Source organism: Brevundimonas pishanensis (genome assembly GCF_022750635.1).
GTDB lineage: Bacteria > Pseudomonadota > Alphaproteobacteria > Caulobacterales > Caulobacteraceae > Brevundimonas > Brevundimonas pishanensis.
The window spans coordinates 124,942-139,756 of the sequence record NZ_JAJKBG010000002.1 but is presented as its reverse complement, the minus strand read 5'-3'; the positions used below and the strand labels follow the sequence as shown (position 1 = coordinate 139,756).

Genomic DNA, 14,815 nt, shown 5'->3' with positions numbered 1-14,815 from the left:
CAAATGTTGCTAGCGTCAATCGCAATGTCAGCAGCCATGCTGTCACCGACCTTGGGCGTGGGCCAGGAGGCTCCTGCGACAGCGGCCGCCGAGGCTCCCATCCGGCTGGAAGATTTGGCCGTGCAGGGCACACGGCGTCGCCCGTTGATTGACCGCTTCGTAGCCAACGTCGCGCAGCCCTCGACGAACCGTCAGGTTGCACGCTGGCGCCGGGGGGATCAGTTTTGCGTCGGCGTAATGAATATGCCGCAGGCAACATCCCAATATGTCGCGGACAGAATTGGCGACGTCGCCAGAGGCCTTGAACTACGGGTCGGTGCACCCGGCTGTACACCCAATGTGTTTATGATTGCGGCGGACCAATCGAACGCTGGAAATGAATGGCTGCGCACGAACCTGCGCCCCGTTTTGATGAGAAACGAAAGCGGGACCACGGCTGGTCGGAGATCCTACGACAGGTTCATCGAGAACCCTGCTCCGGTTCGCTGGTGGCACGTTTCATACGTGACCTCTATCCACAACGACACAGGCATACCAGGCGATCCGATTATCGATCGGGCGCTGCAAGGAGTGCGCAAATCCCACCAAACGGCATCCCGCATTCTCACGGGTGACGCAGATTATCTCCGTACGGTCTTTATTGTGTTTGATCCCACCCGGCTCACCCACCTGACCGCGGACCAACTCGCCGACTATCTGGCATTCCTGAGCCTCGCCCAGGTCAACCCCGAAGCAGACACCGAGGCTTATGACTCTATCCTGAACGTCGTGGCACACCCTAATGAAGTCGCGGGCCTCACGAACTGGGACAAGGCCTATTTGCAGGGCCTCTACTCGGCCCAACGCACCCAGCGCATAGCGGGTGCCGCGAGGGATGAGATCGCGAACTCTATCGAGCGACAGGCCCGTTTGATGGAGGCCACTGACGAATAAGACAAAAGGCGACGGCATGACCGTCGCCCTTAATCTTGCATACGGCAGAACCCATCAAGGGTTCAGCCGATTGTGTGGAAACCCTCGTCGGTGCCGATCACTGCAAGCTCGGTCAATCCGAGGAATAGACCGTGCTCGACCACGCCCGTAATGGCTTTCAGGTCAGCAGCCAGTTTCACCGGATCGTGGATCACGCCTTTCGCGGCGTCATAGATGACATTGCCGCCATCGGTGCGGACCATGCCACGGTCCGCTTGGCGCACAGTCGCCTCGCCGAGGCCGTGGGCAGCCAGTACGGCGTTAATACGCGCGCCCGTGGTCTTGTGCCCGAAGGCGACGACTTCGATGGGAAGCGGGAACTGGCCCAGTTCAGCGACAGACTTGGCCGCGTCGGCAATAACGATGCAGCGGTCGGACGCTTCCCACACCAGTTTCTCGCGCAGCAGAGCCGCGCCGCCGCCCTTGATCAACGCCAGTTCGGGGCCGATTTCATCCGCGCCATCAACCGTCAGGTCCAGTCGCGGGGTATCTTCCAGAGTAGAAAGGGTCAGGCCCAGTTCGCGCGCCAGATCAGCCGTCTTTTCCGACGTCGGCACGCACTTCAGGTTCGGCAGGTTACGCTCTGCCAGAGCCTTGACGAACCATGCAGCGGTCGAGCCGGTGCCAAGGCCCATCTTCATGCCTGGCTCTACATATTGGGCAGCGGCATAGCCGGCGTTCTTCTTCTGGATATCACTCACTTTTTCGCAGCCTTTTTTGCGCGCATCATTTCCATGAAGCGCGTGGCCCAACCGGCCTTATTGACTTGCGGTGCTCGCGCCAGCGCCAGCTCCCCCGCCCCCACACTCTTCGTCACCACCGAGCCAGAGCCGATCATGGCCCCGTCACCGATGGTCACCGGCGCGACCAGCGAACTGTTCGAGCCAACGAAAGCGCCCTCGCCCACCTCAGTGCGGTGTTTGAAGAAGCCGTCATAGTTACAGAAGATCGTTCCCGCGCCGATGTTCGCCCCTGCACCGACCGAGCCGTCGCCCAGATAGGCCAGATGGTTGGCCTTGGCGCCGGTGCCCAGCGTCACGTTCTTCACCTCGACAAAGTTGCCGATCTTCACCTTCTCGCCGAGGTCAGCACCGGGGCGAAGGCGGGCGTAAGGGCCAACCTCGGCCTTCGGACCGACCTTGGCACCCTCGATGTGCGAGAAGCTGCGAATGCGTGCGCCGCTCTCGACCACCGCCCCCGGACCGAAGACGACGAACGGTTCAACGGTGACGCCAGCCGCGATCTGGGTGTCATAGGCAAAGTGGACGGTTTCCGGCGCGCTCATGGTCACGCCATTGGCCATGAAGGTTTCACGCTGAACTTTCTGGAACAGGGCCTCGGCATCCGCCAGTTCGGCTTGTGAGTTCACACCCATCACGGCGTCCTCATGCGCGAAGACGGCCCGGGTGTCGTGACCACCTTTGCGGGCCAGTTGGACCACGTCGGTCAGGTAGTATTCGCCCTTGGCGTTCTCGTTCTTCACATCGGCCAGAAGCTCGAACAGTATCTTGGCAGGAGCCGCCATGACGCCCGAGTTGCACGAACGGATGGCCAGAACCTCTGCACTGGCTTCCTTGGCCTCGGTGATGGCGACCAGTGTCTCGCCCTCGACGACCAGACGGCCATAAGCCCCCGGATCACGAGCTTCGAAACCGATCACGCTGACGCCCTTGCCGCCGAACACCTGCTCGATGTCCTTGGCCTTCAGCAGCGGCACGTCGCCATAGGTGATGACGACCTCGCCATCGAAATCTTTCAGCGCCTCTTCGGCCGCACGCACGGCGTGGCCGGTGCCCATCGGCGGGTCCTGAACCGCAATGGCATCCTCGCCCAGACGTTTGACGATATGGGCGCGGACTTCCGGCGAGTGGTTACCCACCACGACCACGATCTTTTCGCAGCCCAGCGCCTCGGCGGCATCAATGGCATGATCCACCATGGCGCGGTGCCCCACCGGATGCAGCACCTTAGGCAGCGAGGATTTCATCCGCGTACCCTGCCCTGCGGCAAGAATGATAGCGGCGCGGCGTGTAGAAATGCTGGTCATGAGTCGTCCCGGAGGCTAGTCACCCATGGCTCTAAACCATCCAATGCTCGAACGGGAGACACCAATGACCGAACGCGATCTCGAAGGCTGGACGATTGCCTTTGATCTGGACGGTACCTTGGTGGATTCAGCACCTGATCTGATCGGCACGCTGAACCGTTTGCTGGAAAAGGAGGGCCTGCCGCCACGGCCTATCGAGGCCGCGCGCCATCTGGTCGGACACGGGGCCTTGGCTCTTCTAAAAAACGGCTTTGCCGAGGCCGGTGCCGACTGGAAGGAAGAGAACAGCAAGGCGCTGTTTGACGCCTTCCTCGTCGACTACAACGCCAATATCGCCGTTGATACCGCGCCCTTCCCGTCGTGCCTCGACGTGCTGGACCGTTTGGCATTGCGCGGAGCAACGCTGGTTGTCGCTACGAACAAGCGTACAGACCTGTCCACCAATCTGATGGACACCTTGGGCATCAGCAATCGGTTTGCCGCTATCGTCGGCCCCGACGTTGTGTCCGCGAAAAAGCCGGACGGAGCACACATTCGCGAGGCTGTGATCAAGGCCGGCGGCGATCCCGCGAAAGCCATCATGGTCGGTGACTCCACCACCGACACCCGCGCGGCCAAGCATGCCAACATCCCGTGCATTCTCGTCAGCTTTGGCTACAGCGACGTTCCACTGGCAGAAATGGGTGGGGACATCACTATAGACCATTACAGCGAGTTCGAGGCTGCGTTGGCGAAACTCGTCGCCTGATCGTTAGATATTCTCACCCAAAGTTTAGAACTTCTAACACTCTCCCCGGTTGCCGCGCGGGGTGCGAAGCCAGACATAGGCCTCCTGACTTCAGGTGAACCTATGATCCGTCGCTTCTTTGCCATCCCCCTTTGGAAACGTACCTTTGCTGGCCTTGCGCTTGGCGTAGTGGCTGGATTGCTGCTGGGCGACCTAGCGCCGACCGTGCTCCAGCCCATCGGCGACGTCTATTTGAACCTCATCCGGATGGTCGTTGCGCCGCTGGTGCTGTTCACCATCGCCAGCTCCATCGCCAAACTGGGCGAAGGGGTGGGCGCGGTTCGCCTTGGCATGCGCACCATCATTTGGTTCGCTATCACCTCGCTTTTGGCCGTGCTGGTGGGCTTTGCGACGGCGCACATCATCAATCCGGGGGTGGGTCTAGCGGACCTGCCTCTTGGCGAGGTAAAGGCGCGTGAAATCCCGACGCCGCTGCAGGTCCTGCTTGATATCGTACCGCGCAATCCCTTCGCCGCGCTCAGCGAAGGGAAGGTGCTGCAGATCATCTTCTTCTCGGCCTTTGTCGGTGCCGCGCTGGTAGCATTGGGTGATCGTGCCCAGATTGCACGCCGCGCCGTGGACGAAGGTGCGGCCATCATCTTCCGCATCACACGCTGGATTATCCAGCTGACCCCGTTCGGGGTCTTTGCCCTGATCGGTTCGGTTGTGGGTGGCTATGGCTGGGAAAGCCTGCTGCCGCTGGGCAAGTTCATTCTTGCCATCTACGTCGCCTGCCTATTCCACATTCTGGTGGTCTATTCCGGCCTGCTGAAGCTGCACGGGCTTAAGGCCACGAGCTTCTTCCGCGGCGCATTCGCCGCCCAGCAGACCGCCTTTGCGACCTCGTCTTCGCTTGGCACCCTGCCGATTACGCTTCGCCAGACGGTCGAGCGCCTTGGTGTCCCGCAGGCCTATGCCGCGTTCGCTGTGCCTCTGGGTGCCAATGTGAAGATGGACGGTTGCGGTGCCATCTATCCCGCAATCGCGGCCATCTTCATCGCCCAGTATTTCCAGATCGATCTAACGGTGACGCAGTACATCCTGATCGGCCTCACTGCCGTGCTGGGATCGCTGGGGACGGCAGGTGTTCCGGGCACCTCGATTGTCATGTTGACCCTGACGCTATCGACTGCGGGCCTGCCGCTGGAAGGCATTGGCTACATCGTCGCCATCGACCGCATTGTGGACATGATGCGTACCGCGACAAATGTGACCGGCCAGATGTTAGTGCCTGTGATTGTCGCCAAGGAAGAAGGCATTCTCAATCAGGACATCTACAACGGGCGTGTCGAATGGCTGCCCGGTGATCCGGAAGCGGAAACCGCCGAAGCGGCACGTGCCGCAGGTATTTGATAAGTTTGGACTTGCCGTCGGGGGATTCGCGGGCTAAATCGCCGCCTCCCGACGCGGTTCGCACGAACCCGTTCCAGAAGATGGACGCGTAGCTCAGCGGGAGAGCACCTCGTTCACACCGAGGGGGTCACAGGTTCAATCCCTGTCGCGTCCACCATCTTCACCCTCCCCCATAAGTCCGATCCACCTCGCTGGTGCCAAATGTCAGACGTTGTGAACTTTATTCACGGGTCTGTGGCACTCATCGCAAGATCAGACGTTGCTGTATTGTTGCTGGCTGGGCAGTAGCTACGCACGGTATGCGGATCACCCATTGGTCCCTACACTGTGCATTATTCGATTAAGAGCGGGGCGCACTTTATGGCGGAAGATTTGGAAACTCGCCGGATTTTGGTGGTGGAAGACGAGTCGCTCGTCGCCATGCTGCTGGAAACCATTCTCGAAGATCTGGGCTGCAATGTCGTGGGCCCCGAGGGCACGGTGGCGGCGGGTGCCGATACCGCCCGTTCCGCCGAGATCGACGCAGCCCTGCTGGACGTAAATGTTGCGGGCGAGCTGGTATTTCCTGTTGCCGAGGCCCTGAAGGGGCGCGGTATCCCCTTCGTATTCTCGACCGGTTACGGTGAAGGCGGTCTGCCCGAGCAATGGCGCGGACACCCCACCATCCAAAAACCCTTCACCGAGGTCGCAGTCCGCGACGCCCTTCTTGAAGCCCTATCGCGCTGACAGAATGTCATGGGCCGGCTTCTTTGATCCCCCCAACGGGTGTAGAGAGGACGTTCGGCCTGAGCGAAACGCTCGGTCAATCTGTTGCTTAGTCCGTCGGTGAGCCTGAAATGCGCAAACAGACCCTTTCCCTGCTTGGATTGGCCGCAGTCGTCGCCCTTGGTGCTTGTTCGCCCGAGAAGACAGAGCCGCATGTCGGTGGCGAAGGCCTGCGGGTCGACGTCGTCGCCCCACGCGAGCCCGAAATCGTCCCTGCTGGTGGTCAGTTGTCAGTCGGTGATCTGGCCAACGGCTATGACCACGAGCAGACCATGGCGCGCGCCCACGCGGTAGAGCAGCCGGTTGACGACATCGGCACGACCTGGAATGACGAGAACTGGGCCGAGGGGACTGGCCCTGCGATCGAAGTGCGCGATACCGCTCCGGTCGCAGATCCCAAGGTCAAGGTGACCAAGGTTCCTGCCGATTACTAAAGTCAGCGCGCGGGTAGCAGCGGCACCCGCTTCAAATGCGCGAGACTGGGTGCGTTTACGCAGAAACAGGCCGTTCGCAACTGTCGCGTCATCGTCTGGAAATGACTGACGACGGCTTCGGTAGATTGCGTGGCCGCAGGCAAAACGCCTGCCGCCACGCCCACGATATCGGCTCCCAGTCGGATAGCCTTGGCGGCGTCCACGCCGTCGCGAACGCCGCCGGAGCCGATCAACAAGACACTCGGTAGAGCGTTGCGAGCCTCGGCAATCGCTCGGGCCGTCGGGATGCCCCAGTCTGCGAACGCGACCGCGTGCCCGGCGTGGTCAGGATCGTCGCTGCGCGCGCCTTCCACCAGCGCCCAGTTGGTACCGCCAGCGCCTGCAACGTCGATGCCCGCGACCCCCATAGCCACCAGCTTCTGGGCGGTAAGAGCGGATATGCCCGTCCCTGTCTCCTTGACGATGACAGGACGCCCCAACTCACGCACCAGGGCATGCAAGGCGGCAGCTACACCCCACCAGTCCCGATCGCCTTCTGGCTGACAGGCTTCCTGAAGCGGGTTCAGATGCACGACCAAGGCGTCGGCATCGATCATATCCATGAGCCGCAGGGCCTCGTCGCGCCCGACACCCCGGGTCAACTGGGCCGCGCCGATATTGGCAAGAATGGGTGTATCCGGTGCACGACGCCGCAGCGCCAGATCCAGTCCGGTATCCTCGCCCGCCAGAGCAGAACGCTGCGATCCTACTGCCAAAGCGATGCCGAGTTGCTGAGCTGCCTCGGCCAGCCGCGCGTTAATCGCTTCCGCGCGCGCCGGACCTCCGGTCATGGCGCTGATAAGGAAAGGTGATTTCAAACGCCTCCCGAGAAAGTCGACGCCCAGATCGATCTTGGCGTGATCGATATCCGGCAGGGCCTCGTGCACGAAGCGCCAGTCGTCAAAGCCCGTGCCAAGCGCATGCCGCCCCCGCCCCGACAGCACCACATCAAGGTGCTGGTCTTTTCGCGAAATGTGGGGGGACGCGGACATAGGCTGAGGACGTTCTTCTATCAGGGCTGTCGTTCGACGATCAGGGAATAGTCACCGGTGGCATTCGGTCCGAAGCTGGTAACACGGACGACATAGTCGCCATCACGCGGCGCGGTCCAGATCAGACGCGAATGCGTGTCGGACAGACCGTCATCGTCCTGTTTGCTGAAAGAGGTGGACGAGCCCGACTTCTGCCCCACCAGAACAACCGCATCGAACTTTGGCGCAACCAGGATGAAGCGCAGCTTCTCGTCCTTGCGTGCGGCAAAGGTGTAGTCGTCGTAATAGCCGCCCCCGAAGCGGCCTTCGTTCGAGGTGTTGTCGTTTTCGCCCAGCGAGCCGCGCACAGTCGATCCAATCAACAGGCTGCCCGATTCCGGTTCAGGCCCGCGATCGGTCAAGCGCAATTGATAGGCCCAGCGTCCGTCATCGAAGCTCTGGGCACGAATGATGTATTCGCCGTCCTCGGGCACATCAAAGGTCAGGCGCGCGTTCGTGCCCTGCCCCATGCCGTCGTCGTCACTGGCCAGGGCTTCGAAAGTCCCTTCAGCCTTGCCGACTTCCAGCACTGCATCAAACTCGGACGAGGTCATGGTGATCTGAAGCCGCTGACCCTCGGTCGCCGTGAAGCTGTAGCCGTCGAAACGGGCATTGCCTTTCAGGCGTGCATCGTCATCGGTCAGTTCCCCCTCCACTTCCTGACCCATCGCAAGCGGTTGCGGTGGCGGTGGCGGCTCTACGCTTTCAACTTCCAGCGTGTAGGCACCATTAGCGTCCGACAAACCGCGGGCCTCGATGATGTAGGTGCCGCTGGTTTTCGGGGTCAGCAACAGCGACGGGTTGAGGTCGCCGGCACTATCATCGTCCGACGCCACTTCGGTGCCCGCTTCATCATAAACATTCAAAAAGGCATCGAAATCATCGCCTGTCATAGTGATTTCGTAGGCCTGTCCCTCCACAACCTGCAAGGCGTAGCGGTCGGCGCGCACGCCCGACATCCCCGTCGGGGTCTTATCGGACAGTTCGCCCGCAACGCTCTCGCCGATGACAATCGGGGTCGGCGGTGTCAGGGGGGCGGCGTCCTCTACAGTGATCGTGAATGGCCCATCCGAGCCGCTTACCGAGCCTACGCGAATGGCATAGGTGCCGCTGGTCGGCGCAGAGAAGTTCAATTGCGAGTTCAGACCTGCGCCCGGCGCGTCGTCGTTCACGCCCAGCTCTTCGAACACACCGTTCGTCTCACGGCCAATTCGGACGATGGGGTCGATATCGTTGGCTTCGACCTTGATCGCGACGCGCTCGCCCTGCGACAGGTTCAGGCGGTACTGCTGGAACTTGTTGCCGTCATTATCCTGTGAGCTACGATTGTTGATCTGGCCGCGTACCTCGCGCCCGCGACTGATGTTGACCGAACGGACCGGCGTCGGCCGCCAGCGCTGAACCGACAGGCTGAAATTGCCCGCCTCGGACAGGGACTTGGCGCGAATACGATAGGTGCCGCTCTCGGACGGCATGAAGCGCAGGCGGGAATGAAGCCCGTCGCCGAGACCGTCATCGTCCATCGCCAGCGGCTCCTCGGAATCCGAAGGCCCGTAGATCTCGAGCAGGGAATCAATATCGTCGCTGCGCATGATGACTTCGATGCCGTCACCTGCATGCAGCGTCAGGGTATAGTCGCGGCCATCATCGTCGGTATTGCCAGAGACACTTTGCCCCACCCGGACCGATCCGCTATCCGCCTGCGCGTTTGCCAATGCCGGGGCACTGAGGATTGCCAGGACACTGACGGCGGCAAGCAACGAGTGACGCATAAGGGGTCTGCCTCTTCAATAAGATAACGTCATCATAGACGACGAACCGTGGCGCCTGTAAATCGCCCCGAACGAATTCAGTTCCGTGCCAACAGGTGGAGTCAAACCCATGGCGACCGAAAATGCCGCTGCCGAAATCATTGACGGCAAGGCCTTTGCCCAAACGCTGGTGACGCGAGTTGGCGCAGCGGTTGAGCGCCTTATCAAGTCAAATGGCGTAAAGGCCGGTCTGGCAGTCGTTATTGTGGGCGAGGACCCCGCCAGCCAGCTCTATGTTCGCAACAAGGGCGAGACCACTCTGAAAGCCGGTATGCGCTCCGACACGCACCGCCTGACGGAAGATACCACTCAAGACCAGCTGCTGGATCTGATCGCCCAATTGAACGCCGATGACGGCATTCACGGCATTCTGGTTCAACTGCCCCTGCCCGCTCACATTGATTCCAATGCCGTGCTGGACGCCATCTCGCCGGACAAGGACGTGGACGGCTTCCACGTTGTGAACGCCGGTCGTCTGGCTGTGGGTCAGGACGGTCTGGTGCCGTGCACGCCGCTGGGGTGCCTGATGCTGCTCAAGGATCAGTTGGGTGACCTGTCGGGCCTGAATGCCGTCATCGTTGGTCGCTCCAACATTGTGGGCAAGCCGATGGCGCAACTGCTGCTGGGCGAGAGCTGCACCGTCACCATCGCCCACTCGCGCACCAAGGACCTTCCGGCCCTGTGCCGCACCGCCGACATTCTTGTCGCCGCCGTTGGCCGTCCGGAAATGATCAAGGGCGACTGGATCAAGCCGGGCGCGACCGTTATCGACGTGGGCATCAACCGCGTCCCCTCCAAGGACCCGGTCAAGGCCGCCGATGGCAAGACCCGCGTAGTCGGCGACGTGGCATTCGACGAAGCTGCTCAGGTCGCAGGCAAGATCACTCCGGTTCCGGGTGGCGTCGGTCCGATGACCATCGCCTGCCTGCTGGCCAACACCTATACGGCAGCTTGCCGGTCCGTCGGCGTAAAGCCGGACGACCTTCTGGCGCAGTAATTTTGTAAAGCGATGTGGCTTTGGACTTGCGCTAAGGCCCCATCGCACCCCAATCCTATACCCGAGATCGGTCATAGTGACCGACAGGAGGAAGCTGATGGCTGGTATGTCCCCCCGTATGGCCACCGTGGCCGCTGTTATCGCTCTGGCTCCGGCTGTGGGTGCCTGCGGTTACAACACCATTCCGACTAAGCACGAGCGCGCACAGGCCGCTTGGGCCGACGTCCAGAGCCAGTACCAACGCCGCGCCGATCTGGTGCCGAACCTCGTTGCGACCGTTCAAGGTGCCGCCATTCAGGAACGCACCACCCTGACGCAGGTCATCGAAGCCCGCGCCAAGGCCACCAGCGTCAATGTGAACGCGGATGATCCGGCTTCCTTCCAGCAGTTCCAGCAAGCCCAAGGCGAACTGTCGGGTGCCCTGTCGCGCCTGCTGGTGACGGTTGAGGCCTATCCGCAGCTTCAGTCGAACCAGAACTTCGTCGCCTTGCAGTCGCAGCTGGAAGGTACCGAGAACCGCATCGCGGTTGCCCGCCGCGACTACAACGAAGCCGTTCGCGACTACAACACTACCCTGCGCACCTTCCCCAGCATCATCTGGGCCAAGACCATCCAGAGCGGCTCCAAGCCGATGCAATTGTTCACCGCTACGGCTGAAGCCCAGACGGCACCGAACGTGAACTTCGACGGCCTGAACCCGAGCGCTACGGCTCAACCGGGCGGTAATGCTCCGGCTGTGGCTCCGGGCTCGGCTCCTGCTGCGGCTCCTGCCGCTGCCAACTAAGGCATTCAGCCAATGAAAAGGGCACTCGCCCTTCTGTTTGTACTGGGTCTGTGGCTGGGAACGGCAATGCCGCTTCCGGCCATGGCCCAGAGCAACATCAAGTTTCCCGCTCTGACCGGACGCGTAGTCGACGGCGCGAATATCCTCACGCCTGCCGAAGAGGCTGCGTTGACGGAAAAGCTTTCGCGCCTCGAACAGTCGACGACCGATCAGGTGGTCGTGGTCACGCTCGCCTCGCTCGAAGGCTATGATATTGCCGACTACGGCTACCAACTGGGCCGCAGTTGGGGCATTGGCCAGAAAGAGGCCAACAACGGTGCGCTGCTGATTGTGGCACCGAATGACCGACTGGTGCGCATCGAGACGGGTTACGGCCTCGAAGGCGTCATCACCGACGCCTTTGCATCCATCGTTATTCGCAACGACATCCTGCCCTCGTTCCGCGAAGGCAACTATTACGGCGGGATCGACAAGGGCGTCGATGCCCTTACCACCCAGCTTACTCTGGATCCCGAAGAGGCCGCTGCCCGCGCTGCCAAAATGCAGGCAGAGGCTCAATCCGGCAGCGACGGCACTTCGCGCATACTGGTGATCGTCTTCATCGTCTTCGGTGTGATGGTGGCTCTGGGCGCTACGGCAGGAGCTGCTTCAGGCGGACGCGGTCGTCGCATCCATGGCGCAGCCAATGGTGCGGGCACTGTACTGTGGACGACGGCACAGATCCTTTCGATGATCGTCAGCAGCGGTGGCAGTGGACGTGGCGGCGGCGGTGGTCGCGGCGGCGGCGGATTTGGCGGCGGCGGCGGCGGCTTCGGCGGCGGCGGTGCGTCTGGAGGTTGGTAATGGATTTCACACCCGAAGATCACGCACGCGTCTCGAGCGCCATTTCCGCAGCCGAAGCCAACACCAGTGGCGAAATCTTCTGCGTCATCTCGCGGCGGGTCTCGACCTATCGCGATATCCGGCTGGCGTGGGCGGCGACAGCGTCACTGGTCCTGCCTGCCGTGCTAGTGCCTTTAGGCCTGACGGGCGAATGGTTGGGCGTCAACGACGGTTGGCACATAGCCCACGCGGCCAGCCAGTCCAACGAGGTCAACCAGGCTCTTACCGCCTATATTATCGCCCAAGCCCTCACCTTCATCGGTGTCTATCTCCTGAGCAGGATACCGGTCATAGGGCTTATAATGGTGCCGCAGCGCATTCGTCGTGCCCGCGTCCGCCGCGTTGCCCTGCAACAGTTCATGGCCCACGGCCTGCACGATACCGTGGACCGTACCGGCGTCCTGATCTTTGCCGCCATGGCCGATCATGAGGTCGAGGTCATCGCCGACACCGGTATTTACTCCAAAACAAAGCCGGAGTTCTGGGGTGAAACGGTTCAGGCGCTAGTGCGCGGTATCAAGCGCGGGCAGCCGATAGACGGGATGGAGGACGCCATCGCTCTATGTGGCAATGCGCTCGCCGAGCATTTCCCGCCGCGTGAAAACGATATCAACGAAGTCCCCGATAGACTGATCGTTCTCTGATCGACTGATCTTTCGTCACATTCCTGCGTTTTCATACGGTCATGCCCAGACTGCTTACCTACAATGTCCACCGCTGCGTGGGCACAGACCGGACATTAAGCGTCGCGCGCATCGCCGATGTCATTGCCGATGAAGATGCCGACATCGTCTGTCTTCAGGAACTGGACGTCGGGCGCCTGCGGACCGGCAGCGTCGATCAGGCCGCCGAACTGGCCCAGCGTTTGAATATGACTTCGCGGTTTCACCCGGCCATGCGGATCGAGGCCGAGCAGTATGGCGACGCCATTCTCTCGCGCCTGCCCGAAACGCTCGTCCGCGCTGACAGCCTGCCATCGGTAACCGGCATTAGGGGTCTGGAACCTCGGGGCGCGGTCTGGTCGCGCATCCAGATTGGCGAGCATTGGCTGAACATCATCAACACCCATCTGGGTCTTGTGCCGCGCGAACAGCGCAAACAGGCCGCCGCCCTTTCCAGCCGAGAATGGGTGGGCGCGTGCGAGGGCCCAACGATCCTCGCCGGTGATTTCAACGCGACGTCCATCACCCGCCCCTATGGCGAGCTGACCCGCCACCTGAAGGACGCCCAGCGGGTTCTGGGGCTGAAACCGTCCATCAAGACCTTCCCGTCCGCTTTCCCGGCGATACGGATCGACCATCTGTTCATCAGTCCGCATATCCGCGTCACTGGCATCCGGGTGCCGACCAGCCCGTTGGCACGGGTGGCTTCCGATCATCTTCCGTTGGTGATGGATTTCGAGATCGCCGCTTAACCGGCCGCCGTGCCGCCTTCGGAACGCGGACGGGTGGCGCGCGTCAGATGACGTCGCCTCCAAGGCCGCCACGCATCGTGTGCGGAGAGCGGGTCGCCCAACTGCCATTCGGCAAACATGCGCTCAATCCCCGTAGGTTGGCGCAGCCCCATCGCCCGCATACGGGCCTGACCGAAGGTGGCGACAGATCGCCCCACACCCCCCATCAGGCTTTCGGCCTCGGCAAAGTCGTCGGTCGAAACACCGATAAAATGCCCTAGCGAGTGCTGGCGAAGCCGGCGGATGGCAGTGCGCTCGGTCTCGTCACGAGCCTCGAACGATAGGTCGCATTCAGTATCCAGCCCCATCGAGCGGTTGTTGAGATTGCTGGACCCGATCCGCATCAGCTTGTCGTCCACAATGGTCATCTTGGCGTGGACGATGATCCGGTCGCCTCGACGGGTCACCGGATAGAAGGAGAAGAAGCGGTCGTGCACATCTGCTTTTTCCAATCGCCACAGCACCTCCGCCCGCGCCGTATCCATGGTCAAACCATCGAACCAGGACGGGCTGCGTCCGGTTGAGACCAACACCACTTCGGGGCCATCCGGTTCGGCCAAACGCTCGGCAATGGCGGAGGCGATCAAAGGTGAAGTGAAGTACTGATTTTCCATGTAAATCAGAGATTTAGCCGCACGTATTGCTTCAAGATGTAAAGCTTCGTTTTCCCTCACCTCATCGCGCCCCTTCACGGCCGGATAGGTGCGGGACAACCCGACAGGAATATCGGTAAAGATCGGCGCGACGTGGTCCGGCCACGGGTCACCATCGGTCTGAACCGTTGGCAGGGCCTCCTCTGTTGCCATCGCCCAGCGCTGGCGTACGAGATCGCCCAGCATTCTGGCCGCATCGCCGTCGACAACGCTCATCCACTCATGGCGCGGTGAAGGGATCAGGCCGGACGGCATGCAGCGGCGGGGATCACCACTGAAGTGTCCCTCCTCGTCCCAGCGGTCGACCGAGATATCACCGCCGCCGCAGAAGGCCACCTTATCGTCGATGACCACCACCTTCTGGTGATGGCAGGCTCCGAGAAGGCCCACACCCTCTAGTTCCAGCTGAACCATGCGCTTGTTGAAGAATTTGAGCGCCTTGTGCGGATAGAACCCCTGAGAGGCGGCAATCAGGATCGGCGAGCGCCAGATCAACAGGCGAACTTCAAGCTCCGGCCTCTGCTTCACCATGGATTTGAGCCGCTCGCCGATTTCAAATCGGCGTTCGTCACTGGGGGACTGGGGATCAAGGCGCGTCCGCGGATCGAACTGCCAACCCAGAACCAACACTGACTTTTCCGCCTTTTCCAAAGCCGCGCTTAGGGCTTCGAAATAGGTATCGTTCTCCATCAGCGGAGACAGCCGCCCCGCTACAGCCGTTCGCCAGATGGCATCCCCCTCGATCAGGAGGGAGTGGTCATATACTGTGCGCCTAAGCATATCCCCCCCGGTCGTAACAGCCACTTG

The 14,815-nt window shown here is 61.4% G+C and carries 15 protein-coding genes and 1 tRNA gene; 11 read left to right on the top strand and 5 right to left on the bottom strand.

Annotation, left to right across the window (positions count from 1 at the left end):
* Positions 1–24 precede the first annotated feature (24 nt).
* A complete protein-coding gene (locus LOX95_RS04315) occupies positions 25–933 on the top strand; it encodes a hypothetical protein (protein WP_242913243.1) in 909 nt (302 codons plus the stop codon).
* A gap of 62 nt (positions 934–995) precedes the next feature.
* Here LOX95_RS04315 and rpiA read toward each other — a convergent pair whose 3' ends face one another.
* Both rpiA and glmU read right to left on the bottom strand, forming a co-directional pair.
* A complete protein-coding gene (gene rpiA / locus LOX95_RS04310) occupies positions 996–1,673 on the bottom strand; it encodes a ribose-5-phosphate isomerase RpiA (protein ID WP_345791432.1) in 678 nt (225 codons plus the stop codon).
* The gene (glmU, locus tag LOX95_RS04305) at positions 1,670–3,019 is read right to left on the bottom strand and encodes a bifunctional UDP-N-acetylglucosamine diphosphorylase/glucosamine-1-phosphate N-acetyltransferase GlmU (RefSeq protein ID WP_242913242.1); all 1,350 of its coding nucleotides are present in this window, start codon (positions 3,017–3,019) and stop codon (positions 1,670–1,672) included. Before glmU ends, rpiA begins: the two co-directional genes overlap by 4 nt.
* A gap of 64 nt (positions 3,020–3,083) precedes the next feature.
* Between glmU and LOX95_RS04300 the strand changes: the two genes are divergently transcribed.
* From LOX95_RS04300 to LOX95_RS04280, 5 genes are all read left to right on the top strand, one after another.
* Positions 3,084–3,767, top strand: a complete 684-nt coding sequence (locus LOX95_RS04300) for an HAD-IA family hydrolase (protein ID WP_242913241.1) — start codon at positions 3,084–3,086, stop codon at positions 3,765–3,767.
* Positions 3,768–3,869: 102 nt separating this feature from the next.
* Complete coding sequence (locus tag LOX95_RS04295) at positions 3,870–5,159, top strand: dicarboxylate/amino acid:cation symporter (protein WP_242913240.1); 1,290 nt, start codon at positions 3,870–3,872, stop codon at positions 5,157–5,159.
* Positions 5,160–5,241: 82 nt separating this feature from the next.
* Positions 5,242–5,316 (top strand) — tRNA-Val (locus LOX95_RS04290).
* A gap of 203 nt (positions 5,317–5,519) precedes the next feature.
* On the top strand, positions 5,520–5,885 hold the full coding sequence (locus tag LOX95_RS04285; protein ID WP_242913239.1) for a response regulator: 366 nt from the start codon (positions 5,520–5,522) through the stop codon (positions 5,883–5,885).
* Positions 5,886–5,995: 110 nt separating this feature from the next.
* A complete protein-coding gene (locus tag LOX95_RS04280) occupies positions 5,996–6,358 on the top strand; it encodes a hypothetical protein (RefSeq protein ID WP_242913238.1) in 363 nt (120 codons plus the stop codon).
* A gap of 2 nt (positions 6,359–6,360) precedes the next feature.
* Here LOX95_RS04280 and fni read toward each other — a convergent pair whose 3' ends face one another.
* Positions 6,361–7,389 carry a type 2 isopentenyl-diphosphate Delta-isomerase gene (gene fni / locus LOX95_RS04275; protein WP_242913237.1) on the bottom strand — a complete coding sequence of 343 codons (1,029 nt, stop codon included), beginning with the start codon at positions 7,387–7,389 and terminating at the stop codon, positions 6,361–6,363.
* A gap of 20 nt (positions 7,390–7,409) precedes the next feature.
* Positions 7,410–9,200 (bottom strand): PPC domain-containing protein, encoded by a 1,791-nt coding sequence (locus LOX95_RS04270; protein WP_242913236.1) that lies wholly within the window; start codon positions 9,198–9,200, stop codon positions 7,410–7,412.
* Positions 9,201–9,309: 109 nt separating this feature from the next.
* Between LOX95_RS04270 and folD the strand changes: the two genes are divergently transcribed.
* The 5 genes from folD (at position 9,310) to LOX95_RS04245 (ending at position 13,316) form a co-directional block, all read left to right on the top strand.
* Positions 9,310–10,236, top strand: a complete 927-nt coding sequence (folD, locus tag LOX95_RS04265) for a bifunctional methylenetetrahydrofolate dehydrogenase/methenyltetrahydrofolate cyclohydrolase FolD (protein WP_242913235.1) — start codon at positions 9,310–9,312, stop codon at positions 10,234–10,236.
* A gap of 97 nt (positions 10,237–10,333) precedes the next feature.
* Positions 10,334–11,020 (top strand): LemA family protein, encoded by a 687-nt coding sequence (locus tag LOX95_RS04260; RefSeq protein ID WP_242913234.1) that lies wholly within the window; start codon positions 10,334–10,336, stop codon positions 11,018–11,020.
* 12 nt (positions 11,021–11,032) lie between these two features.
* Complete coding sequence (locus LOX95_RS04255; RefSeq protein ID WP_242913233.1) at positions 11,033–11,863, top strand: TPM domain-containing protein; 831 nt, start codon at positions 11,033–11,035, stop codon at positions 11,861–11,863.
* On the top strand, positions 11,863–12,546 hold the full coding sequence (locus LOX95_RS04250; protein WP_242913232.1) for a TPM domain-containing protein: 684 nt from the start codon (positions 11,863–11,865) through the stop codon (positions 12,544–12,546). The genes LOX95_RS04255 and LOX95_RS04250 overlap by 1 nt, the downstream gene beginning before the upstream one ends.
* Positions 12,547–12,587: 41 nt before the next feature.
* On the top strand, positions 12,588–13,316 hold the full coding sequence (locus LOX95_RS04245; RefSeq protein WP_242913231.1) for an endonuclease/exonuclease/phosphatase family protein: 729 nt from the start codon (positions 12,588–12,590) through the stop codon (positions 13,314–13,316).
* Here LOX95_RS04245 and LOX95_RS04240 read toward each other — a convergent pair.
* Positions 13,313–14,788: a phospholipase D-like domain-containing protein gene (locus tag LOX95_RS04240; protein WP_242913230.1), complete on the bottom strand. Its 1,476-nt coding sequence runs from the start codon at positions 14,786–14,788 to the stop codon at positions 13,313–13,315. The genes LOX95_RS04245 and LOX95_RS04240 overlap by 4 nt on opposite strands.
* Between the last annotated feature and the right edge of the window lie 27 nt (positions 14,789–14,815).